The sequence below is a fragment of the Natronococcus sp. A-GB1 genome (genome assembly GCF_029688845.1).
GTDB lineage: Archaea > Halobacteriota > Halobacteria > Halobacteriales > Natrialbaceae > Natronococcus.
On the sequence record NZ_JARUKW010000008.1, the window covers coordinates 1 to 22,746 of the forward strand.

Consider the following 22,746-nt stretch of genomic DNA (forward strand, 5'->3'; position numbering starts at 1 on the left):
TTCGTGCATAATTACAACTCCGATATTACTGCTGAGCTTAGCTAAAGACGGATGGTCTGGTGGGTCACGCCACGGAGAATCGATGATTTCGTTGAGTTTGTCGATGATGCGCTGCTGTTCGTTCGAATTGAGAGCGGTGAGATCGTCCTGTGCTTTCGATGCGAGTTCCCACGTCCACTCGCCGTCACTCATTCGTCCCGTCAGTGCCGAATCGTTCGCGTGCTTCTTCGGCACTCATCGTCCGTTGTTCACGGACATCTTCGTCGGCTTGGAGGAGTGCAACGAGTTCATCGCGGTCGAACGTGGGGTGTTCGACGGCATCGCGTAGGGTATACCGAATAAATTCGCTACGGCTGTTGAATCCTCGTCCTTGCCACGTGTCTTCGATCTCGTTGAGAAACGACTGTGTGACCTTGAAATTTACCGTGACGATCTCGTCGTCGCCGTTGTTTGTGGCCGCTTCGGACATACGCTTGTATTACTCGCATGTTACTGTAGGTATTTCGGCGTCCGAACGCTGGAGCTATTGGCTAAGAGAAACGGTAGTAGATCCGTGAAATTAGTGTCGTTTGTTACCGATTCTCACGCTGCTCTACTTTGTTCAACTCAACAAAATCCACCATACATTCGCACGAACGATAGTTGTCAATCGAGAGGCTGGCTTGACATTCACCGATCAGTACAGAGCAAGGAGTTATCACTACTATCGTCCAATTAGACAACCAATGACGGATTGGGAGCGAGTGAAGCAAGAACTTCAGGATGCGGGCTATGCTGGCTTCGAGTTCGACAGCGGGGAGACCGCTGTACCGGGTCTATCCGGAGATGGGTGGTCGGTGAGATTAAACGCGAGGGGCAACTGATGCGTGAGAACCAGCCATTCTTGATACGGATTTGCGACTCCCTACCGGGTAGTAACACTGTGAGTGCTAACTCGGAGAATACCCCGGAAAGCATACAGAACATCGCTGAACAACACGGCTTGAACGTCGTGATATTCGGTGTCTCTAACGATGAAGTACGTATCGCACTCTGTGAATCTCCAAAATAAGAGTCGTCCTCCTAACGGTGTGTTCGCACGTGTAGTGTCCGCTGGTTCTGGTGATCGGTCTACTGCTCAAACCGTTCAACACGAACCAACTGAACAGCAACCGGAAGATTTCTAATCGGTTATTGGGCGTTACACGAGCTTAGAAACTCGATTAGTGCTATCTACTATCCCTTTGCTCAACCTTGTTCAGTTCGATCAGCAGCCGGAAGATCGCCTTCACGAGGTTCGCGTCGACGTCGAACTGCTCGGCGTTGTGGCCCGCTCGGTCCATCACCTGCTCTTCTTGCTTCTCGTCGGTCGTCGGCAGCCCTTTTTCGTCTTTGACCGCTGCGATTGTGTCCGCGACGTAGGTTCGCTGGGCGATCAGCTCGACGATCTCGCGGTCGATCGTCTGGATCTCCTCGCGGAGTTCGTCGAGATCCATCTCTTCGGGCGCTCGATCCGTCGTCTCGGCCTCGTCCGTGTCGGTCTCGTTGGGTGTCATGTGGTTCGTGTCCCGTCGGTTCGCGTCGCCAGTAATCGTGTCGTTCCGTCCCGTTCGTCCCACCGCTCCCGGATCTCCTCGAGCGTCTCCCGGTCGCCGACGGCCACGTAGCTCGGGCCGGTTCCCGACAGCGAGACGCCGTCGGCGTCGGGCATCGCCTCGAGCATCGGCCCCGTCGGGAACTCGAGAGCGCCACAGAACGCAAAGCCGTTGACCGTCATCGCCTCGCCGTAGCGGCCCTCGAGGGCCAGTTCCTCGACGAGTTCGGCCATCGGCGCGATCCGTTTGCAGGCCGAGACGTCGGCGTCGGCGCTGTAGGCCTGCTCCGGTGGGGTGTAAACGAGCGCGCCCCAGTCGACTTCCTCGCGGGCGAGCAGTTCGTCGTTCGTGTTGTCGGTGACCGTCACCCCGCCGAGCATGCTCGCGCTGGCGTCGTCGAACGCGCCCGTTGCCGTGACGCCGGCGTCGCGGGCCGCCCGCACGCCGAGTCGGCAGGCGTCGATCCGGTCAACGGCGTCGGTGATCTCGAGGGCGTCGAGGGTCGCGAGCACCGTCGCGTTGGCGGCGGCGCTCGAGCTCTTGAGCCCGGCGGCCATCGGGACCTCGCTGCCCGTTCGAACCCGACCGCCGACGTCGCCGGTGAGCCCCGCGGCGTCGGCGTACTCCTCGAGCGCGAGCTCGACGCAGCGCTCGATGAGCCCGGTGTCCGCCTCGGGCCGGTCGGCGACGGTGCCGACGACCTCACCGTCGGTCGTCAGCTCGACCGACGCGGTCGTCTCGAGATCGATCGCGAACGCCGATCCGCGACCGGTCGCGAGCGCGTTCAGCACGGTTCCGGCCGCCGGCGCAACAGCCCGGCCATCCATACCGACCCCTCTCGCCCGGGCCGTATTTAGGCTGGCGATCACGGCGAGTAGTGGCTCCGGTTCGGTCTCCGGGAGGCGACCGGACCCGCGAACGTACGGTTTTTCTCCGGCGCGACCGAACCGGACGTATGAGCCAGCGCAGCAACGTCGCACCCAGTACGATCGGCGTCGACTTCGTCGAGGGCGGCGTCGTCGTCGAGTACCTCGACGGGCGGGACGTCTTCTACCACGGCCCGCCGAAACCCGTCGAGCGGTCGGTGAAAACGCCCCCCGGGAAGGAAGTTCACGTCCTGGTCACGGATCCTGACGGCGTCGAGGGCGTCATGACCTACGTCAACGACCGCAACACCCAGGCAGAAATCCTCGAGTCGACCGGCGTCGGCCGGGTGATGCTAGAGGGGGACGACGAGGAGGTGCTGTTCCCGGGCGTGACGGTGTCGACGACGGCCTACGCGATCGAGGTCGAGGCGGAGCCGTCGACGGTCGACGGCCGCGTCTTCGTCTTCGCCGAGGACGAGATGAGCGAACACGCGTACGAACTCGTGGAGGCGGTCGACTGATGCCCTTACAGAAGTCCTGGCGAGAGCTGGATCGGGACGCCGTCGCCCGGGCGCCCGACCGTCCCGGCGTCTACGAACTCGGCGACGGCTCCGGAACCGTTCTCGCGGTCGACCACGGCGTGTTGCGAGACGAACTCAAGACGGCGCTCGCCTACGGGGACGGCGACCGCGTCCGCTGGACGGAGACGCACACGCTGGAGCAGGCTCGAGAGCTCGCGGCCGACCACCGCGACCGTCTCGAGTAGCGGGCCCTCGCCGTCAGCGGCTCGGGCGGACGCCAGTTCGCTTCACTGGATGTACGACGGATCGCTACCGTCGCAGTGTTTCTCGTGTTCCGTCGCGTCGGACTGCTCGTCGAACAGCAGCCCACAGGTTTCACACTCGAACCAGGTGGCGTCGTCCCGTTCGGTCTGGACCACCATGCCCGGAGATGTGATACGGATCCCCAAAGGCGTTTCTCCGGCAGCGGCCGACGGTCCCGTCGGCTCGAGGACAATTCTCAAGAGCACGGACGCGAAATCACCTCACATGAGTGGGTCCGACGCTGACGCAGTGGGGCTATCGGTTCGGGCAGCCGAGAAACGCGACGCCGGCCGGGGCGTCGCGCGGATCCCCGAACGCGCACGCCGGGAGCTGGGGGTTTTAAGCGGGGACACGGTCGTGATCGAGGGCGAGAAGACCACGGTCGCGAAGATGTGGCCCGCCGATCCCTCGGTCCCCGAGACCGCAATCCAGATCGACGGCGACACGCGCGCGAACGCCGGTGTCCACGTCGGCGACACGGTCGCGGTTCGCCCGAAGGACACGTCCACGATTCAGGAGGCGACACGAATCACGCTGTCGCCCCCGCCGTCGATCACCGACGGGGAACGGCAGGTCGCCGAGCGCAACGCGGCCCAGAAGCTCCGGAACCGGCCCGTCCGAGCCGGCGAGCAGATCCGGATCGAGGGCGTCAGCCAGAACCCGTTTACCGTCGTCGACACGACGCCCACCGGCGACGTCCGGATCTCGAGTACGACCACGGTTCGGATCGCCGATCCCGGAACTCGAGCGAGTTCGGCCGGCAACAGCCCTCGAAACGCGAGCTCGGGCGCCTCGAGCGAGAACGTGGAGGGCGACTCGGTCTCGGCGGAGGGAACGACGGGGCCGACCTACGAGGACATCGGCGGGTTGGACGAGGAGCTCGAGCAGGTCCGGGAGATGATCGAACTCCCGCTGTCGGAACCCGAACTGTTCCGGCGACTCGGCGTCGAGCCGCCCTCGGGCGTTCTGCTGTACGGGCCGCCAGGAACAGGAAAGACGCTGATCGCCCGTGCGGTCGCGAACGAAGTGGATGCCTCCTTCGAGACGATCTCGGGACCCGAGATCATGTCGAAGTACAAAGGCGAGAGCGAAGAACAGCTCCGGGAGGTGTTCGAACGCGCCCGCGAGAACGCGCCGACGATCATCTTCTTCGACGAGATCGACTCCATCGCGGGCGCTCGCGGCGAGGACGAGGGCGCCGAGAACCGCATCGTTGGCCAGCTGCTGACCCTGATGGATGGGCTCGACGCCCGCGGCGAGGTGATCGTCATCGGCGCGACGAACCGCGTCGACGCGATCGACCCCGCCCTGCGCCGGGGCGGTCGTTTCGACCGCGAGATTCAGATCGGCGTTCCCGACGAGACGGGCCGCAGGGAGATCCTCGAGGTCCACACCCGCGGAATGCCCCTTGCCGACGACGTCAGCGTCGACACCATCGCCCGCCGAACACACGGGTTCGTCGGCGCGGACCTCGATGCGGTCGCCAGCGAGGCCGCGATGGCCGCGATCCGGGAGCGACCCGCCGACACCGACGACCGCGAGGAGTGGAACCGCGATCCGAAGGTGACGAGAGCTCACTTCGACACCGCCCTCGCCTCCGTCGAGCCCTCCGCGATGCGCGAGTACGTCGCCGAGTCGCCCGGTACCGACTTCGAGGACGTCGGCGGGCTCGAGGGCGCGAAGGAGACGCTCCGGGAGTCCGTCGAGTGGCCCCTGACCTACGATCGACTGTTCGAGGAGACGAACACCGAGCCGCCCTCGGGCGTTCTGCTGTACGGCCCGCCCGGAACGGGAAAGACGCTGCTCGCCCGCGCGCTCGCCGGCGAGACCGACGTCAACTTCGTCCGGGTCGACGGCCCCGAGATCGTCGACCGCTACGTCGGCGAGTCCGAGAAGGCGATCCGTAAGGTGTTCGAGCGGGCTCGCCAGGCCGCGCCGTCGATCGTCTTCTTCGACGAGATCGACGCCATCACCGCGGCTCGGGGTGCGGGCCAGAACGAGGTCACCGAGCGGGTCGTGAGCCAGCTGCTCACGGAACTCGACGGGATGCGCGAGAACCCGAATCTCGTCGTGCTGGCCGCCACGAACCGCAAGGACCAGATCGATCCCGCCCTGCTCCGACCGGGCCGGCTCGACACGCACGTCCTCGTTGGAGAGCCCGATCTCGAGGCCCGCGAGAAGATCCTCGCGGTCCACGCCGGCGACAAGCCTCTGGCCGACGACGTCGACCTCGCGGAGCTAGCGGCCGAGGTCGAGGGGTACACCGGCGCCGACCTCGAGGCGCTGGTTCGGACGGCGTCGATGAAGGCGATCCGCGAGGTCGCGACGGCCTACGACCCCGAAGAGGCCAACGAGCGGGCCGACGAGGTGCTGATCGAGCGTCGGCACCTCGAGGCAGCGCGCGAGGAGACGACCGCGTCCGGCTGAGGCCGTTTTCGACCCGGCGGCGCCCCGCCGAGACGCTCGTCACCGCCGCGGAGTGACCGGAAAACGCTCCCCGTTTTATATTGCCTGGAATAGCCGAAAGGATCGTTTTGCGGCTCCCTATCGAATCGGTATAATCGTGATGATCGATCAAGAGGGCGATCGCGATGACTGACTCGGAGAACGGGGTCGAACGGGCGGCGGCGATCTGCGAGCGCTGCGGTGACGCGATCGCGGTCCGGATCGACGCCGACGGCGAGATACGGCCGATCGGAAACGAGAAGGGGGAGTGCTGTTCCTGCGCGGAACCCGACCTTCGCGCCATGAACGACGCGACGGAGGTTCTGGACGACCCGCGGTCGACCGAGCGTTCGGAGTAGGCGTTTCGCTACGGGGGTGCGGCCGCGGCGTCTCCATCGTCGGATTCGTACTCCGAGCTCTCGAGTCCCGTGTCGAGCAGCGCGTCCTCGGCCGGTTCGACGACGACGGTTTCGCCGGCAGTCGTCGAGTCGCCTGGCTCGACGGTGATATCCTCGCGGTTGACGCCCGGAGGAAAGACGAGGTCGACGCGGCTGCCGAAGGCGATGTGGCCCAGACGCTGTCCGCGCCCGAGGTCGTCGTCGGGTTCGACGTAGGGGAAGATCCGACGGGCGAACGCGCCCGCGATGAGGGTGACCGTCGAGGCGGCGGCGTTCCGGTCGATGCTCGAGTCGGTGTCGTCGGCGACCTCGAGGTCGGGGAGGTGCGGCGAGTCGGTCTCGAACTCGACGTGGACCCGCTCGTTGCGTTCGGACTCCTTCGAGAACGCCGGACGATGCGCGCCGGAGACGTGTTCGACATCGATTACCCGGCCCTCGAAGGGTGTGCGGACGACGTGGACGTGCCAGACGTTCATGAAGATCCCCAGGCGGACGTGGCCCTCCTCCTCGCGCAACACCGAGACAGTCCCGTCTGCGGGGGCGACGACACCCGTCGGCGGCGGGTTTCGGTCGGGGTCGCGGAAGAAGGCGAGCGTCGCGACCCCCGCGAGGAGGGCTGCGACGCTGGCCGCGACGCTGAACAGCAACGCGAACGGTGCGGCGAGCAAGGGGGGAAGCGCGTACTTCCAGGCCCCGGGGGCGAAGTTCATACCTCGAGCCATGCGAGCGAGTCGTATGGTCGTTACGGACGGGTCAGGATTCGGTCGCGGGAAGCGTGAACGTGAACGTCGCGCCCTCGCCGGGCTCGGAGTCGACGCGGATCCATCCGCCGTGGCGTTCGACGATCCGCCGGCAGATCGCGAGCCCGATCCCCGTACCCTCGCATTCTTCGTGACTGTGTAGTCGCTGGAACACCTCAAAGACGCGCCCCTGCTCGTCGGGGTCGATCCCGATCCCCTCGTCGCGAACCGCGATCTCCCACCGATCCCCGGCGTGGTCGGCGCCGACGTGGACGCGGGGCGGCTCGTCGCCGCTGTACTCGATCGCGTTCGACACGAGGTTCTGGAGCAACTGCCGAAGCTGGCTGGCGTCGCCCTGTACCGTCGGCAGCGACTCGGCCGTGATCTCGGCGTCGTGGCACTCGATCATCACCTGCAGGTCCGCCAGCACGTCCTCGAGGACGGTCTCGAGCTCGACGGGTTCGAACGGGTCGCCCTGCGAATCGATCCGGGAGTACGCGAGCAGGCCGTCGATCATCTCGCGCATTCGGTCGGCGCCGTCGACGGCGTACTCGATGAACTCCTCGCCGTCGCCGTCGAGGTCGTCCGCGTAGCGGCTCTCGATCAGACCGAGGTAGCTCGAGACCATCCGTAACGGCTCCTGAAGGTCGTGGGAAGCCGCGTAGGCGAACTGCTCTAACCGCTCGTTCGAGGCCTCGAGCTCCCGAACCATCTCGTTGAGCCGACGCTCGTAGCGCCGACGCTCGAGGGCGGTGGCCAGGATTGTCGAGACGCTGTCGAGGAAGTCAACGTCGTGATCGGCGAACTCGCAGGGCCGGTCGTCGTAGGCCGCGAGGATACCCCACGAGTCGGCGGCCGGTCCGATAGCGACACCGATACCGCTGCGGACACCGCGGTTCGACAGCAGTGGCGTCCCGTCGAAGCGATCGTCGGTCTCGAACGATTCGACCGCGATCGGGCCGTCCCCGTCACGTGCTGCGGCGGCGGCCAGCGAGTCGGTCGGCGACGGCGACGCAGTTTCGCCCTCGGTGAGCGCGTCGCCGCAGCCGGTGGTGGCCCGGACGCGGAAGCTCGCGTCGTGACTCCGCGAGCCGGTCGCGTCGGTCTCGAGGACGGCACAGCACTCGACGTCGAGCGCCGCGACGACGAGGTCGGTCGCCTTCGCGAGCAGCTCGTCGACGTCTCCGTTCTCGAGGGCGTACCGGCTGAGGTAGGCGACCGACTCCAGCTGGGCGACCTTCGCAGTCAGCGTCTCCTCGACCTCCTTTCGGGGCGAGACGTCCCGGAAGAGGCCGACGAAGTAGCGGTCGCCGTTGTGGAAGAAGTCGTTGAGCGAGACCCCGAGGGGGACCTCGTGGCCGTCGCGGTGCTGACCCGGGAGTTCGACGTAGGTCCAGTCGAGGTTCCGTTCCCCGGTCTCGAGGTAGCGCTCGAGGGCCTTGAGGTGGCGCTCGCGGAGCCGGGGCGGGATGATATCGACCTTGCTCGCGCCGACGAGCGCTTCGGGATCGTAGCCGAGGATCCGCTCGACTGCGGGGTTCGCGTACCGGATCTTCCGCATCGAGGACGATGATCCCGTCGGGCAGCGCGTCGGCGAGTGCCTCGAACGTCCGTCCGTAGGTCGGTTCGGCCGTCGCCTCCCGCGTCGGCCGCGGGTCGACGATCGCGACCACGCCCGGTTCCGAGTCGGACTCGCTCGCCGGCACTCGCTCGAGGCGGATCTCGACGTCGACGACGGTTTCCGAGCGGGTCAGCACCGAACCCGTCGTCGACAGCGACGCCCGATCCTCCTCCATCAGTGTCCTCTCGGGCGATGCGCCCTCTTTATCCAGAAGCGCCGAGAACGGCTTCCCGACCAGCTCCGAGCGGTCGTAGCCCGATAGGGAGGCGAACGCCTCGGTGACGTCGTCGATCATCCCCGCCGGCGTCAGTCGGACGCTCGGAACGTCCGCGCTCTCGAGCAGCGAAAGGCGGGTACCGGCCGACCGCGACGGCGACGTCGCGTTCTCGACGGGCTCGTCGGGAGACCTCGAGTCCATGGGCAGGAAATCAAGTCGGTTCGCGGATAAGGCCGTTGCCGGAAACGGAGACCGAGCCGACGATCGCGACCTCGGTCGATCAGTCCCAGAACGACTGGGTGCGGGCGTACTCGCGTTCCTTCGAGAGAATGTCCCGGTAGAAATCCGCCTCGTTCTCTCGGAGCTTGCTGATGATCCGGGCCGCGTTGTGCGGGCCGACCCCGCGGGCGGCCATCGCGATCACGGCCTGCTTGCCGTGACTCTGGACCAGACTGGCGCTGTGGAACGCTCGTTCGGTCATCTCCTTTTGTTCCTCGTCTTTCTCCTCGGCCCGAACGGCCTGGACGACCTCGTCGGCCCACGGGTTCAGCGACGCGATCCGGGTCGAGCCACACTCGGGACACTCGGGCTGGTCGGCGACGCGGCCGACCTTCGTCTTCACCTTCCACTCGTGGCAGTGCGTACACAGCAGGATAACGCGGTCGTTCCGAATCCGTTCCTTGACCGTCTCGATCACGCTCGCGTCGGCGTTCTCCGGCGCGAGCAGCTCCTTTCCGGACGAGCGACCGCCCATCCCGACGGGAGTGTGACCCCGATGGGTGGACAGCTCGAGTTCGTCGGACTGGATCGCCTCGAGCACGCGGCCGGCGTGTGTGACGTCCAGATCCTCGTGGAACAGCTCGCGGATCGACTCGTCGTACATCGGCGTGTCCTCGAGGGCCTTGAGCAGGCGCTCGTTCGACATCCGGCCGGAGCCCTGCCAACGCTTGAGCGCGCCGAACTTCGCCGAGACCTGGGCGAGCCGGAAGGCGAGTGCGTCCGACCCCTTGAGTCCGAGTTCGACGATCGTGCCGACGTGGTCGGGGTCGGTGTCCTCGAGCACCGCCAGCACGTCGCTCGTTGCGATCGACGTCGGTACCTCGAGTTCGATTCTGTACGGATCGGTTTCGAGACCGACGGAGGAGCCGGCCTGCTGGCCCAGCAGCGACGAAAGGATTCGGCCGAGCGTCTCGTTTGTCTTGTGGCCGAAGGGGGCGTTGAGGACGAGCGTCCGGCCCTGGCGCTCGAGGACGAGCCGGTCAGCCGTCGGCATCGGCGCCTCGCTCTCGACGTGGTCTGCGAGCTGCGAACAGGCCTCGGTGAGCGTGTGCTCGTCGGCGGGATACCGACCCGCGAGCTCGCGGCCGACCGCGGCGGCGTCGGCGCCCTGCTTTAGTTGCGGTTCGGCCACGGCACGGATCTCGCCGACCTCGCCGGCGACCGCCGCGGGAACCGGGATCTCCTGGCCGATCCAGGACGGCACCTCGCCGGCGGGATCCTCGATCGGGCTTACCTTCACCCGGCCCTCGTCGTCGTCGATCTCAGCGATGCGCCACATCTCGCCGCGCTGGATGAACACCTCACCCGGCTGGGCAAAGTTGACGACGAACTGCTCGTCCAGGGTGCCGATCTGCCCTCCGGAGGCGATGTCGTGGACCTCGTAGGTCTCCTCGTCGGGGATCATTGAGAGGTTCGCGTAGACGTACTGCCAGGTGCCGCCGGTGGTCTCGAGGCGATCCTCGCTCTCGTCGAACCAGACGATCCGGTTGCGGTGCAGTTCGCCGAGGATCTCGCGGATCGTCTCCTCGGTGACGTCCCGGAACGGGTACGCCCGGGTGATCGTCTCGACGGCCTCCTCGAGGCGGGTGTCGCCGCGGCTCTGGACGAACGCCGGCAGCTGGTTGGCAACCACGTCGAGGCTGCCCTCGTGGATCGCGGCGGGTTCGACCTCCCCGTCTCGAGCGCGTCGGGCGATCGACAGCGCCTCGAACGTGTCATCGGGACGGGTCGTCACGATGGTCCCGCTCGAGACCTCGTCCTGGCGGTGGCCCGCGCGACCGATCCGCTGGAGCAGGCGGGCGACCTGCCGGGGACTCTGGTACTGGATCACGTGGTCGACACGGCCGACGTCGATCCCCAGCTCCATCGAGGACGTACAGAGCAGCCCGTCGAGTTCGCCGGCCTTGAACCGGTCCTCGACGTCGATCCGGGCCTCCTTCGAGAGCGAGCCGTGGTGGATCCCGATCGGCAAGTCGAGTTCGGTAAACCGCGAACCCAGCGCCTCGGCGGTCTGTCGCGTGTTGACGAAGATCAGCGTCGACTCGTGTTCGTCGACGAGATTCCGGATCAGCCGGACGTGACTCGCCGTCGAGGCGTCGGTAACGAGCTTGCCGGACAGGTTCTCGTCCTCCTCGGTGATTTCGGGGTTGCGGACCGTGACGTCGACGTTGCTCCCAACGTCGATCTCGCGGATCTCGCAGGCCCGACCGCCCGTCAGGAACTGCCCGACGGAGTCGGGATCGCCGACGGTCGCCGAGAGCCCGATCCGCTGCATGTTGCCGGCGAGATCGTGTAGCCGCTCGAGTCCGATCGCCAACTGTGCGCCCCGCTTGGAGGCCGCGAGTTCGTGGACCTCGTCGATCACGACGTGGGAGACGTCCTCGAGCGCTTCCCGCAGTCGCTCGCCGGTGAGCATCGCCTGGAGCGTCTCGGGTGTCGTCACCAGGACGTCGGGCGGGTCCTCGGCCTGCTTGCTCCGCTGGTACTGTGTAGTGTCGCCGTGGCGGACCGCGACCTCGAGATCGAGGTACTCGCCCCACCACTCGAGGCGCTCGCGCATGTCGCGGTTGAGCGCCCGCAGCGGCGTGACGTAGAGCGCACCGAACCCCTCGGGACGGTCCCCAACGAGATGGTCGAAGACGGGTAACATCGCCGTCTCGGTCTTGCCGCTCCCGGTCGGCGCGATTACGAGCGTGTTCTCGCCGGCCGACAGCGGCGGAATCGCCAGTCGCTGGGGTGCCGTCGGTGTCGAGAACCCGCGCTCGGAAAGCGCCCCGCGGACCGTCGAGCCGAGGTGCGTGAAGGCGGCGACGTCTCCCTCAGTCATCGGCGCGTCTACGGACGTAGGGCGGATAAGCGCCACGTTCTTCGTCCTCGCTGACGGCCGGGCGGCCGCTGCTCTCCCTCACTCCTCCCGGTCGTCGTTCCGGAGCTCCTCGGCGAGATCCTCGTCGAGGGAGAGCTCCCCGGGCGTCGCCGGCTCCTCCTGGACGTTCTCGGTCGCCCACTCGTCGATCGCCTCGCTCGAGCGTCGCTCGTCGGCGACGTCTGCGTTCAGCCGCTCGTCGTCGATCGGTTCGGTGTCGTCGGTCCGATCCGACGAGGATTCGCCTCGGGGCGTCGACCGCCCCCGACGGTGCCGTACACGGTCGGCGACGGCGGACGGCCCGCTCGACTCGAGACGCCGGGCGACCGCACCGGCGGCCAGGACGGCCCCAACGCCGACGATCGCCAGCCCGACGGCTCGGGCGCCGAGCGATCGGTCGGCCGCGGGCGGCTCCGGTCGATCGTTCAATTCCGCTTTCCGGAGGTATCGGAGACTCACTGACCATCTTATCGGTGGTGTCAGTAAGTCGGTTCGGCCCGCGAGAGCAAGCCTGCTAGCAGCCAGTTGATTCGCCCTATCAGACACTTAAGGCTAGTTTAGGGGCCGAAAGCTATACAGGCATTCTCGAAATCGTATAATTGGATGACATTTAATAAATACTTACAGTCTCTTAGAACGATAGTTATTCGCTCGACGACCGGTTCCGAAGCGGAATCGAGCGGACGACGAGAACGGGGGAGCCGATGAGCCGCGACGGCCGGACCGTCGTCGTTCTCGGCATCCTTGCAGTACTCGCGGGTGTCCTAGTCGCGGCACTTTTCGTCGGCGGAACTGCCGCCGTCGGCTCCGACGACGCCTCGAGCGGCGACGACCTCGAGACGAACGCCGTAGAGTCGTCGACGACCGGCGTCTCCGAGCCCGCCACCGAGATGCCGGTCCCGGAGCCGGGCGATGAGTACTACGAGGCGGCCGCACCCGACGGAAGCTGGATCAGCTATATCAATCCCCGAGACGAGTACCGAAGTCCGTACCTCGGGGATGGCTCAGGGAAGATCTGTGTGACCCTGCTCAACGAAGCGGGTGAGCCGATCGTCGGCGAGAGCGTCCCGAACACGACCGCGACCGTGCCGACCGGCGACGAACTCGAGTGGCACTCGGGTGCGGACCCGATGGTCGTCGAGTACTCGCTGACCGACAACTACGATCGACCGCTCGACGCCGACCAGTTCGGGACGAACGAGGAGCTCCCGCAGGGTGACGGCTATCTGGATTCCCACTGCATCGAGATGCACGGCCAGCCCGAGGACGGAACCATCGAGTACGGTGAGGTCGAGATCGACGGCGAACACGCCGATAACATCGAGCTCGTCGGCTACATCCAGCAGGCACACGAGGCCTGGGACAGCGACGTCGATCCGATCGAGGACGCCGAGTCTTACGAGGAAGCCGGCGGTGGCTGGACGTACAAGACTGACGGCTCGCACGGACAGGCCGTCGTCGTACTCCAGCTGGCGGGCGAGGTCGACGACTCGAGCGACGAACCCGAGGAGCGGACCGAGTCGACCACGGAGGACAGCTCCGAGTCGAACGAGTCGTCCGGGGACGATGCCGGCGACGACGATGGTGTCAACGGAGACGACGAGACGAGCGACGACGACGGGAGCGATGACGGCACTGGCGACGACGCCGACGGACTGCCTGGCTTCGGCGTCGGCGCCACCGTGGTCGCGCTGGCTGCGATCGCCGTCGCGGTCTCTCGACGCCCGTAGTCCCGGCCCGAAACCCAGACCGCACGCAGCCGTCCTCGATCCTACTCGATCGGCGACGGGAACTCCGTGTCATTTACTGCCTCTGGCGACCGACCTCGGGGTAGCGATGACCGACGACAGCCCCGAATGGATGCATCCGGTCGACGAGGAACTCCTCCGACTGCTCCAGGAAGAGGAGATCTTCATGCCCGACCAGCTCGCCGAGGAAGTCGAGCCCCGCGCCCCTCAGGTCGCCTACCGGTGTCGCGAACTCGCGAAGTACGGGCTCGTAACGAAACACGCGATGGGAATGTATGACATCAGCGACCTCGGCGAGCGGTATCTCGCGGGCGAAGTCGATCCGAGCGATCTCGAGCCCGAGGACGACTCGTAGCTTCCCGGCCTCACTCCGCGACGGTCTTGGGAACACGCTCCTCGAGGAAGGAGACGACGGCGTCAGTCTGTACGAATCCCTCGGCAAGCCGCCCGATTTCATCGCCGTCTTCGAACAACACGAGCGTCGGCACCGAGCGGATGTCGAACCGATCGACGAGCGTGATGTCGTTGCCCGGGTTGAGCAGGGCGATAGAGACGTCGGTGACGCGAGCGACGTTTCCGAGCACTGGCACCATCGCGTTGCACCGCTCGCAACCCTTTGTGTAGAACTCCACGAGGGCAACCTCGTGCTCGTCGACGAACGTCTCGAGGTCCTCGCCGTCCTCGAGACGCGCCGGTTTCGATGACTCGTCCATACCACAGGTAGACGCTCGGGACTGAAACCGGTAGCGCCAGTGGTCGACGCTCGAAGTCGACACGACGTGAACAACATGCCCGCTGACCGTTCGGGCGGAAGAATCGAATTCGTGTGAACGTCCGTCACTCAGAAACCGGCTGGCGGACGAGTTCGTGTGACAAATTCGCCCGGATTAGTGGAAGGAACGATCATTGAGAAAAGGGGCTTTACGCGTCGATCCCCTACTGGCTCGCAATGAGTATCAGTCACGACCGGAAGCCGCCCGATGGGCGGAAGACGACGCTGTACTGCTGGGGATGTAACCACGCAAGCCCCGTCGGTGGTGACTGGGTTCGCGAACCGCGAGGCGAGGAGATCGCGCTCGTCTGTCCGGACTGCGAAACTGTTCTCGACGAGCGAGCCCGCGGGAACGACGATCCCAGCCCCGTCGAGGCGTGGAGCCGGGTCGTCAGGACCTCGGTCTCGGTCTGGCGGGCGAGCGTCGGCGTCGGAGCGCGGGCCTCGACGGGACCTTCGGAACACCGTGAGGACCGATGATCATCGGTATCGGTTCGACGTTCGAAGCTTTTCCCTCCGATTCCCCGCCGTCTTTCGACCCGATCCCCGCCTGACGACGGGCGAAAATTACGATTGTCCAACTCTGTTTCGACTCGAGTATATTCGCCCACAACAGTAGAGCTTTAATAGTGGGATCCGTTGGAGAAGCCGAGTAGAAAATGTCAGATGGGAACCTGACCACAGCAGAGCAGGACGTACTGGACCAGATCGAATCGGAGGACGTCGACTTCCTCCGCCTGCAGTTTACGGACATTCTCGGCACGGTGAAGAACGTCTCCGTTCCGGCCCGCCAGGCGGAGAAGGCCTTTACCGAAGGGATCTACTTCGACGGCTCCTCGATCGAGGGCTTCGTCCGCATTCAGGAGTCGGACATGCGCCTCAAGCCCGACCCCGAGACGTTCGCCGTCCTCCCCTGGAGGGACAAGGAGGACAGCGCCGCCGCACGGATGATCTGTGACGTGATCGACACCTCGACGGGCGAACCGTTCGAGGGCGATCCACGGTATATCCTCAAGCAAGCCCTCGACCGCGCCAAGGAGATGGGCTACACCGTCAACGCCGCACCCGAGCCGGAGTTCTTCCTGTTCGAGGAGGACGAGGACGGTCACGCGACGACCAAAACCAACGACCACGGTGGCTACTTCGACCTCGCACCGAAGGACCTCGCCCAGGACGTTCGCCGCGATATCATCTACGGCCTCGAGGACATGGGCTTCGAGGTCGAGGCGAGCCACCACGAGGTCGCACAGGGTCAACACGAGATTAACTTCGAGTACGACGACGCCCTCACCACCGCTGACAACGTCGGGACGTTCCGCACCGTCGTTCGGGCGATCGCCGCCCAGCACGGCTACCACGCGACGTTCATGCCGAAACCGATCCCGAAGGTCAACGGGTCGGGGATGCACACCCACATCTCGCTGTTCACCGAAGACGGCGAGAACGCCTTCCACGACGAGGACGATGAGTTCAACCTGAGCGACGAGGCCCACGCGTTCACGGCCGGTGTTCTCGAGCACGCGCCGGCGATCACGGCCGTCGCGAACCCCACGGTTAACAGCTACAAGCGTCTCGTTCCCGGCTACGAGGCCCCAGTGTACGTCGCCTGGTCGGACCGCAACCGCTCGGCGCTGATCCGCAAGCCCGCCGCCCGCGTTCCCGCCGCCTCGCGCGTCGAACTTCGTTCGCCCGACCCCTCGTGTAACCCCTACCTCGCGATCGCGACCATGATCCACGCGGGTCTCGACGGGATCGAGAACGACCTCGACTGTCCCGACCCGGTTCGCGAGAACATCTACGAGTTCGACGAGCAGAAACGCGAGGAGTACGGCATCGACACGCTGCCGTCGAATCTCGGCGAGGCCGTCGACGCCCTCGAGGAGGACGAGGTCGTCTACGACGCACTGGGCGAACACATCGCCGAGAAGTTCGTCGAGGCCAAGCGCCAGGAGTTCGAGGAGTACCTCATCGACGTCTCCGACTGGGAGCTCGAGCGCTACCTCGAGAAGTACTGAGCGGCGACCACCGACGGCTGCCGATTCTTCGCGTTTTTTAGGGTCGCGACCGAACGGGTTCAACGATGGAGCCGTCCGATAAACCGACGCCTCCCGACGACCTCGAGCCGGAGCTACGCGCAGTCCTCGAGGCCCTCGCTGACTCCGATCCCGAGACGATCCGGACCGTCGCCGAGCACGCCGACGCGCTTGCGACTTGGGCGGAGTCTCGCCCGTCGGACGGGAACGACGACGCGTACCCGAACGGCGTCCCAGAGCGGGCCACGGTGTCCACGATGACGATCGACGGCGAGGAGTATCGGTACTACCAGTGGCGGGAGGACGACGAGATCAGATCGAAAACGGAACGCGCGTAAGCGGCTACTCTTCGTCGTCGACTCGGACCGTCGCCAGCGTCTCCCGGTCGCCGAGCAGTTCGAACGCGAAGCCGGCGTCGTCTCGCTGGACCTGAACGTCGAGTTCCGTGACGTCGGCCGTCACGTCCTCGCTCCGGGAGACGTCTCCGTCGCGATCCGGACTCTCGACGTCGAAGTCGTCGTAGGATACGTGGGTCGACTCCGCGATCAGTTCCTCGCTGTCGTAGACGTCTGCGTCGAGACCTGCGTCTGACTCTCGAACCTCGAGTCGGTACGTTTCGAGCGACATACGCCACCCTTTCCGCGGCCGAGACATGGCGATTCGGCCTACATGCGCTGGCCGCCGATGTGCTCGTCCGCCTTCCCCCCATCGTTCGTATGACTTGGGATCCTCGCCGGGAGCGAGCGTCGCCGCCTCGACGCGCGCGACGCCCTTGACCGTCCGGACGCCGTCGACGCCGGGCACGACGAACCGCGTCGCGTGGTCCCCGACCGTCGAGAGCGGGCGGCCGCCCTTCGCGACCGCGAGCAGTCCCCCGAGGGCGTCCTCGACGGCGACGCATGCTCGGAGCCCGTCCCGGGAGTCGACGAGCAGGTGGGTCGTCTCCGGCGGCGCCGCGGCCGACTCGAGCAAGGTCGGAATCGGCACCCCCCGTCAGCGTTCGATGAACGGTCGCCCGTGGCACAGACGATCTCGATCTCGCGGCTCCGGTGTTCGAGCGCGGCGAGGCCGGTCCCGTCGAGGGTCGTCGTTCGGGTCCCGACGAGACGGAGCGGTCGGTCGAGCGCCCGGGTAGCGGCGTCGCTCATAGCCGTCGTTTGCGGCGGGTCGGTACTACCCGTTCCGGGCGTTCCCAGTCGCTGGGATCGGCGTTGCTAGAGGTCGCGGTAGGGGCCGAGTCGGGTGCCGTCGAGCAGGTACGCCTCGCCCGCCGCGAGCCCGTCGGGGAGAAACGGCGAGAGAAACGACTGGCCCGGGACGTTCACCCACGTGCCACCGACGAGGTCGTTGAACGCCGGCAGCACGATCATTCGCGGGGGCGTTCCTCCGTCGAACCAGGAGAGGGCCGCGTACTCTGCTCGGTCCCGAAACGGCTCCGGATCGATCCGACCGCGGAGCCACACCGATTCGACTTGGCTGCCGCCGACCTCGTCCTCGAGGCGCACGCAGGGGTGTTCGTGGCCCAGACAGAGCACGTCGGTCTCGAGAGCCGCCGGCGCGGGCCAGGTGTGGCCGTGACAGACGCCGATCGACCCGATCGCCGTCCCGGCGCCCGGAACCACCGTCGCGTCCCCGACCCAGTCCTCGATCCCGCCGTCGTGGTTCCCCTTTACCACCGTCGTCTCGATCGTCGACGGGAGCGACTCGAACAGCACCTCGAGCTCGCCGCGCTCGGCGCTGCCGGGGTCGCCGATCGAGTGCATCAGGTCGCCGAGGACGACCAGCCGGTCGACGCCGGTTCGCTCGAGCAGTGCGAGCAGTTGCTCGCGGCGGTCCGGCGCCTGGCTGGGGACGTCGACGCCGCGTTCGACGCGCAGGCCGGCCTCGTAGCCGGCGTGGTAGTCCGCGAGCAACAGCGCGCGCTCGTCGCCGACCGTCGCGACGGCGGCCGGCTCGCCGGGGACGGGTTCGACGGTCGGCTCCGGGCGGCTCGCGTCGTCCCCCATCGTCCGATCAGATCGCTTTCAGCGTCCCGTCGGCGGGCTCGTAACACTGCCCGCCCATCAGGGCCTCCTCGATGGCGTCCTCGACGGCGCCCTCGTCGACGCCGGTTTCGGACGCGACCGTTTCGACGACCGTGGACCGGTCCGCGCCGTCGCCGTCGTCTAGTTCGGACATCGTCTCGACGACCGCCGCCTCGAGGTCGACCGCAGCGGGTTCGGACTCGTCGTCCGCATCGCTCCCGTCGTCGGTGTCCGGCTCGTCGGCCCTGGAGGGGGCGTCCGCCTCCGGCTCGGGCTCGGGCTCGGGCTCGAGATCCGGTTCGGTCTCCGACTCGAGACCAGGTGCCTCACCGAGTTCCTCCTCGGTTCCGGCGCCGCCATCGGCGTCAGTGTCCGGCTCGGGGACGTCGATATCGTTCTCGCCGGGGTCGTCGATCTCCGTACCGGTCGCGAACTCCGCGCCGAACTCCTCCTCGAGCTGTTCGCGCTCGTCGTCGTCCATCTCATACATCCCGCCGCCGTCGAAGTCACCGAGCTCGTCGTCGTCACTCTCGTCGATCTCGGACGGCGATTCGAGCTCGTCGTCGGCTCCGAACTCGTCGGCCTCGACGTCGTCGAACTCGAGATCGGCGGTCTCGGTCGCGGCTTCGGGTTCCGCGGACGGGTCGTCGCTACCGATGTCGGTCTCGCCTTCGACGTTCGTCTCCGCGTCAGCCGGAACCTCCTCAGCGGCGGCGAACTCGTCGGCAGTCGCCGTCGTCATCGACTCCGGTTCGTCCTCACCGGCGGTTACCTCGCTCGGGTCGGGAGCGTCGGACTCGTCGGCGTCGAACGCCGGATCCTCGCCGGCGGCGTCGGTCGGGACATCCTCGCTCGCGGTGAACTCGTCGGCCGTGGCCGTCGCCACCGGTTCCGGCTCGTCCTGGCCCGCAGTTACCTCGGCGGGGTCGGGAGCGTCGTCCTCGGCAGCCGTCGCGACGGCGGATTCGTCGGGCTCGATCGAAGCCAGGGCCGACAGCGAGTCGAACGTCGCCCCGTACTCCGGGCTCGAGCCGTCGGGGTCGAGCGCGAGGCCGCTCACCTGGTCGCGCTCGCCCGCGACGACCTCGCAGGCCTCGAGCGCACAGTCGCGGAGCGCGGCGAGGTAGTCCGGCGTCGTCCCGTAGTGGTCTCTCGCGAGCAGGATGCCGTCGGCGAGGCCGGACTCGACGCCGTCCTCGGCCAACGCGTCGGCGAGGGCGTCGCCGTCCGCATCGAGGCTCGTCGCGGCCGCGTAGGTGCCGATCCGCTCGAGGGTCTGCTCGGCGGCGCTGACGACCCAGCGGTCGCGGGTGTCGGCGTCGATCGTCGCGATCGACTCGGGTCGGATCGAGGTGTAGACCCGGTCCGCGTCGTCGGGCTGGAAGGTTCGGGCCTTCCCGGTGACGGCGACGAACGCGGGCGGCTCGATCGACTCGAGGGTTGCCAGCTCGTCGGGCTGGTACTGGCCGGCGTAGACGACGAACGCGCCCGTCGGGTCGACGACGCGAGCCCGCACCATCTCGTCGTTGACCGACGTGACCTCGGTGAGCGTGCCCGCGACGAACACACGGTTGAGCCGCGCACCCGTCGGCGTGATCACGTAGTTGGGCGCTCGCTCCTCGTCGCTTTCGGCATACGAGAGCGAGGCATCGTCGTACTCGGCGGCGAACAGGCGGTAGGCGATCTCCCGTCCGGGGATCTCCTCGCCGTTCTCGTCGCCGTTCGCGCTCATGCGTCCACCTCCTCGAGAAAGGCCGTCGCACGCGCGGCCGGGTCGTCGTCGCTCTCCTCGAAGGTTTCGGCGTCTAAGTTGGCGCCGTACTCGTCGACCGAGAGGTGACCCCGCACGCGGTACTCGCGGCCGACGACGTTCTCGCGGATTTCGTCGGCGACGACCTCCTGGTCCATCGCCTCGCGGGCGGCCTCGAGGGCGTCCTCGAGGTCCCCGCCGTAGACCTGCTGTGTCAGCTCGTCGTCGAGGATGGCCGTGACGGTCCCCGTCCCGTCGTCGAGGATCGCCTTCACCCGCAGGTCGTCGATCCCGTCGACGTCGCCGTGGGTTCGACACTGGCCCTTCTGGATCACGCGATAGCACTCCGGACAGCGCTGGATGAGTCCCGAGCCGTCCCGGATCGCGATCGCGTTGCCGACGAGTTCGACGTCGTAGATCCCGCCCGTGCGGACGGCCTCGCCGACGTCCATCGTCGTCGCGTCGCTGCCGACGTCGATCTCTCGCTCGAGCGCGGAGACTCGCGAGAACTCTGAGACGTTGACCTCGGGGACGCCGCGGAACTCCTGGACGTAGGCGTTCTCGATGCGGACCGACGCGCCTTCCTCGATCTCGGGGACCGGATCCCAGTTCGTAAAGGGCAGTCGACCGCTCTCGTCGCCGAGGACGCCGCTCAGGATCTCCGTCTCGCCGTCGCGGCCGTCGATCGTCCGGCGCTCGCACTCGAGAACCGCGACCTCGAGGGTTCGGGCTCGGTCGCCCGCCTCGAGGTCGGTGAGTTCGGCCTCGCCGCCGATCTCGTAGGAAATCTCGTCAGAGATTTCGAGGGAGTCGCTCTCGAAGGAGAGCGCGGTGCTCTCGCCCACGTTGAGTTCGGGTTCGCCGTCCCACTCGCGGACGCCCGCGTTGCCCGCGGTGATCGTATCGCCCGCCTCGAAGCCGAAGTCCTCCCAGGCGGTGTAGTCGATCCGTCCGGTCTCGTCGGCCAGTTGGCCTTCCACGATAACGTGGTCGCTTCCCTGGTAGCGGATCGAGCGCTTCCCCGCCGTGAGGACGGTTCCCGTGACGGTGACGGAGCCGTCCTCGGGAGTGATGTCGGCGACGTTCTTCGCCGAGGGGGTTCCGCCCCCGCCGCTCGAGCCGTCGCCGTACTTTCGGCGCAGACTCTGTTTGGCCTCGTCGACCGGGACGCTGTACTCCACCAGGTTCTGCAGGTCGGATTTGACCTCCTCTTTGTCGACACCGAGGTCGGAGGCGAGCTCCTCGGCATGATCGTCGAGTTCCATCACCGGCACTTCGGTCGGGGGCTTAAAAAGCGTTCCCGGAACGCACCGGAAGTGAAACCCGGATGGGGGCCCTCGAGACGGCGAGCAAACGGTACGTTCATCCCGTCGGTTCGTGAACGTCGGGTATGGAACGTATCGGCGCGGCGCTGGGCGGACTCGCCTTCGTCGCCCTGATCTTCGGCGGTCTCGTCGCCGTGCGGATCCTCACGCGGGCGCTGTACGCCGTCATCTGGTTCGCCGAAACCGTCGCCACGTTCGGGTTCGCGCTGCTCGTGGGGTACGTCGTGTACCGGATTCTGCTCGGCTCGAGCGACGATCCGCGACGGGGCGTGTGACGGACCGGTAGCGGGGAACGGTCAGTCGCCGAGCACCTCGAGTTTCTGCCGGACTTGCGTGTACACTTTCGGATGGAGATTCATTCCCTCGATAACGAGGTCGGACGTCCACCGAGCCGATATCTAATCTACCTATTGTATCTATTTCAAGTGAGCTAGGTAAGGTAGGTGGTTTAGGTACCTATTGTACTCTGTCGACCGTCGCTACCGTGCCCCCTCGAGCGACCCGTCTAAACGTCCCGATCCACGCCTTCTTTAGGAGCCGCCTCCCACAGGAGGTATGCACGTCGTCGTCAACGCCGCCATGAGCGCGGACGGGAAGCTCTCCTCGAGACGCCGCGAACAGATCGCCATCAGCGGCGACGAGGACTTCGCGCGGATGGACCGCCTCCGGGCCGACAGCGACGCCGTCGTCGTCGGCGTCGGCACCGTCCTCGCCGACGACCCCCACCTCACGGTCAAAGAGGAGTCGCTGATCGCCGACCGACGCGATCGGGGCGAGCCGGCTCACCCCGCCCGCGTGGTCGTCGACTCGACGGGGCGGACCCCGCTGGACGCGGCCGTCCTCGACGATGCGGCGACGACCTACGTCTGTACGAGCGAGCGGGCGATGGTCGACGATCGGATGGATCTCTCGAATCGTGCCGAGTTGATCACGGCCGGCGACGACCGCGTCGATCTCCTACGGGCGTTCGCGACGCTACAGGGACAGGGCCTCGAGCGAATCATGGTCGAGGGCGGCGGAGAACTCATCTTCTCGCTGTTCGAAGCCGGGCTCGTCGACGAACTGCGGGTGTTCGTCGGTCCGAAGGTGATCGGTGGCAGGGACGCCCCGACGCTAGCCGACGGCGAGGGGTTCGTCGCGGAGTTTCCCACCCTCGAGCTCGAGCGTCTCGAGCGCGTCGGCGAGGGAGCGCTGTTGACCTGGCGGACGGCCGAGCGCTAACCCGGCCCCGTCAAGTCTTTGCGCGCTCGTTCCCTACGACCGT

The 22,746-nt window shown here is 66.5% G+C and carries 23 protein-coding genes and 3 pseudogenes; 11 read left to right on the forward strand and 15 right to left on the reverse strand.

Going from position 1 to position 22,746, the window contains the following annotated elements:
• The 4 genes and pseudogenes from QA600_RS10480 to QA600_RS10495 form a co-directional block, all read right to left on the reverse strand.
• Window positions 1-192 (reverse strand): annotated as a pseudogene (locus QA600_RS10480) (hypothetical protein); the annotation flags it as partial.
• Window positions 185-469, reverse strand: coding sequence for a ribbon-helix-helix domain-containing protein (locus tag QA600_RS10485; RefSeq protein ID WP_278291887.1), 285 nt, complete (start codon window positions 467-469; stop codon window positions 185-187). The pseudogene QA600_RS10480 and the gene QA600_RS10485, both read right to left, overlap by 8 nt.
• A 739-nt stretch (window positions 470-1,208) precedes the next feature.
• Complete coding sequence (locus QA600_RS10490) at window positions 1,209-1,535, reverse strand: chorismate mutase (protein WP_278291888.1); 327 nt, start codon at window positions 1,533-1,535, stop codon at window positions 1,209-1,211.
• The gene (locus QA600_RS10495; RefSeq protein ID WP_278291889.1) at window positions 1,532-2,401 is read right to left on the reverse strand and encodes a shikimate kinase; all 870 of its coding nucleotides are present in this window, start codon (window positions 2,399-2,401) and stop codon (window positions 1,532-1,534) included. The genes QA600_RS10490 and QA600_RS10495 overlap by 4 nt, the downstream gene beginning before the upstream one ends.
• Window positions 2,402-2,529: 128 nt before the next feature.
• Between QA600_RS10495 and QA600_RS10500 the strand changes: the two genes are divergently transcribed.
• Window positions 2,530-2,961 carry a DUF5796 family protein gene (locus QA600_RS10500; RefSeq protein WP_278291890.1) on the forward strand — a complete coding sequence of 144 codons (432 nt, stop codon included), beginning with the start codon at window positions 2,530-2,532 and terminating at the stop codon, window positions 2,959-2,961.
• The gene (locus QA600_RS10505; RefSeq protein WP_278291891.1) at window positions 2,961-3,206 is read left to right on the forward strand and encodes a hypothetical protein; all 246 of its coding nucleotides are present in this window, start codon (window positions 2,961-2,963) and stop codon (window positions 3,204-3,206) included. The genes QA600_RS10500 and QA600_RS10505 overlap by 1 nt, the downstream gene beginning before the upstream one ends.
• A 42-nt stretch (window positions 3,207-3,248) precedes the next feature.
• Here QA600_RS10505 and QA600_RS10510 read toward each other — a convergent pair whose 3' ends face one another.
• Window positions 3,249-3,383 carry a hypothetical protein gene (locus QA600_RS10510; RefSeq protein WP_005559003.1) on the reverse strand — a complete coding sequence of 45 codons (135 nt, stop codon included), beginning with the start codon at window positions 3,381-3,383 and terminating at the stop codon, window positions 3,249-3,251.
• 106 nt (window positions 3,384-3,489) lie between these two features.
• Here QA600_RS10510 and QA600_RS10515 point away from each other — a divergent pair, with 106 nt between their 5' ends.
• Both QA600_RS10515 and QA600_RS10520 read left to right on the forward strand, forming a co-directional pair.
• Window positions 3,490-5,691 carry a CDC48 family AAA ATPase gene (locus tag QA600_RS10515; protein WP_278291892.1) on the forward strand — a complete coding sequence of 734 codons (2,202 nt, stop codon included), beginning with the start codon at window positions 3,490-3,492 and terminating at the stop codon, window positions 5,689-5,691.
• Window positions 5,692-5,855: 164 nt separating this feature from the next.
• Window positions 5,856-6,068 (forward strand): hypothetical protein, encoded by a 213-nt coding sequence (locus QA600_RS10520; protein WP_278291893.1) that lies wholly within the window; start codon window positions 5,856-5,858, stop codon window positions 6,066-6,068.
• A gap of 8 nt (window positions 6,069-6,076) precedes the next feature.
• On the opposite strand, the gene QA600_RS10525 is transcribed toward QA600_RS10520, so the two are convergent.
• From QA600_RS10525 to QA600_RS10540, 4 genes and pseudogenes are all read right to left on the reverse strand, one after another.
• Window positions 6,077-6,817, reverse strand: a complete 741-nt coding sequence (locus tag QA600_RS10525) for a protein sorting system archaetidylserine decarboxylase (protein ID WP_278291894.1) — start codon at window positions 6,815-6,817, stop codon at window positions 6,077-6,079.
• A 43-nt stretch (window positions 6,818-6,860) separates the two neighbouring features.
• A pseudogene (locus QA600_RS10530) lies at window positions 6,861-8,886 on the reverse strand (ATP-binding protein).
• 79 nt (window positions 8,887-8,965) lie between these two features.
• Window positions 8,966-11,791, reverse strand: coding sequence for a DEAD/DEAH box helicase (locus QA600_RS10535; RefSeq protein ID WP_278291895.1), 2,826 nt, complete (start codon window positions 11,789-11,791; stop codon window positions 8,966-8,968).
• Between the two features lie 78 nt (window positions 11,792-11,869).
• Complete coding sequence (locus QA600_RS10540; protein WP_278291896.1) at window positions 11,870-12,289, reverse strand: hypothetical protein; 420 nt, start codon at window positions 12,287-12,289, stop codon at window positions 11,870-11,872.
• A gap of 245 nt (window positions 12,290-12,534) precedes the next feature.
• Between QA600_RS10540 and QA600_RS10545 the strand changes: the two genes are divergently transcribed.
• Window positions 12,535-13,560 (forward strand): PGF-CTERM sorting domain-containing protein, encoded by a 1,026-nt coding sequence (locus QA600_RS10545; protein WP_278291897.1) that lies wholly within the window; start codon window positions 12,535-12,537, stop codon window positions 13,558-13,560.
• Window positions 13,561-13,666: 106 nt separating this feature from the next.
• Window positions 13,667-13,933: a hypothetical protein gene (locus QA600_RS10550; RefSeq protein ID WP_278291898.1), complete on the forward strand. Its 267-nt coding sequence runs from the start codon at window positions 13,667-13,669 to the stop codon at window positions 13,931-13,933.
• A 10-nt stretch (window positions 13,934-13,943) separates the two neighbouring features.
• Here QA600_RS10550 and QA600_RS10555 read toward each other — a convergent pair whose 3' ends face one another.
• Window positions 13,944-14,291: a thioredoxin family protein gene (locus tag QA600_RS10555; protein WP_278291899.1), complete on the reverse strand. Its 348-nt coding sequence runs from the start codon at window positions 14,289-14,291 to the stop codon at window positions 13,944-13,946.
• A 236-nt stretch (window positions 14,292-14,527) separates the two neighbouring features.
• On the opposite strand from QA600_RS10555, the gene QA600_RS10560 reads away from it, so the two are divergent.
• The 3 genes from QA600_RS10560 (at window position 14,528) to QA600_RS10570 (ending at window position 16,721) form a co-directional block, all read left to right on the forward strand.
• Window positions 14,528-14,830 (forward strand): hypothetical protein, encoded by a 303-nt coding sequence (locus tag QA600_RS10560; RefSeq protein WP_278291900.1) that lies wholly within the window; start codon window positions 14,528-14,530, stop codon window positions 14,828-14,830.
• Between the two features lie 179 nt (window positions 14,831-15,009).
• On the forward strand, window positions 15,010-16,365 hold the full coding sequence (gene glnA / locus QA600_RS10565; RefSeq protein WP_278291901.1) for a type I glutamate--ammonia ligase: 1,356 nt from the start codon (window positions 15,010-15,012) through the stop codon (window positions 16,363-16,365).
• Window positions 16,366-16,430: 65 nt separating this feature from the next.
• Entirely contained in the window at window positions 16,431-16,721 is a 291-nt protein-coding gene (locus QA600_RS10570; RefSeq protein WP_278291902.1) for a hypothetical protein, read from the forward strand.
• Between the two features lie 4 nt (window positions 16,722-16,725).
• On the opposite strand, the gene QA600_RS10575 is transcribed toward QA600_RS10570, so the two are convergent.
• The 5 genes and pseudogenes from QA600_RS10575 to QA600_RS10595 all read right to left on the reverse strand — a co-directional run bounded on the left by QA600_RS10575 (window position 16,726) and on the right by QA600_RS10595 (window position 21,422).
• Window positions 16,726-17,010, reverse strand: coding sequence for a hypothetical protein (locus QA600_RS10575; RefSeq protein ID WP_278292062.1), 285 nt, complete (start codon window positions 17,008-17,010; stop codon window positions 16,726-16,728).
• A gap of 180 nt (window positions 17,011-17,190) precedes the next feature.
• A pseudogene (locus tag QA600_RS10580) lies at window positions 17,191-17,370 on the reverse strand (molybdopterin-binding oxidoreductase); the annotation flags it as partial.
• A 227-nt stretch (window positions 17,371-17,597) separates the two neighbouring features.
• A complete protein-coding gene (locus QA600_RS10585) occupies window positions 17,598-18,389 on the reverse strand; it encodes a metallophosphoesterase (protein WP_278291903.1) in 792 nt (263 codons plus the stop codon).
• 7 nt (window positions 18,390-18,396) lie between these two features.
• The gene (locus QA600_RS10590) at window positions 18,397-20,139 is read right to left on the reverse strand and encodes a hypothetical protein (protein WP_278291904.1); all 1,743 of its coding nucleotides are present in this window, start codon (window positions 20,137-20,139) and stop codon (window positions 18,397-18,399) included.
• Entirely contained in the window at window positions 20,136-21,422 is a 1,287-nt protein-coding gene (locus QA600_RS10595; protein ID WP_278291905.1) for a Single-stranded DNA binding protein, read from the reverse strand. The genes QA600_RS10590 and QA600_RS10595 overlap by 4 nt, the downstream gene beginning before the upstream one ends.
• Before the next feature lie 125 nt (window positions 21,423-21,547).
• Between QA600_RS10595 and QA600_RS10600 the strand changes: the two genes are divergently transcribed.
• Both QA600_RS10600 and QA600_RS10605 read left to right on the forward strand, forming a co-directional pair.
• Window positions 21,548-21,757, forward strand: coding sequence for a hypothetical protein (locus QA600_RS10600; RefSeq protein ID WP_278291906.1), 210 nt, complete (start codon window positions 21,548-21,550; stop codon window positions 21,755-21,757).
• A gap of 280 nt (window positions 21,758-22,037) precedes the next feature.
• On the forward strand, window positions 22,038-22,703 hold the full coding sequence (locus QA600_RS10605; RefSeq protein WP_278291907.1) for a 2,5-diamino-6-(ribosylamino)-4(3H)-pyrimidinone 5'-phosphate reductase: 666 nt from the start codon (window positions 22,038-22,040) through the stop codon (window positions 22,701-22,703).
• The last annotated feature ends 43 nt before the right edge of the window (window positions 22,704-22,746 follow it).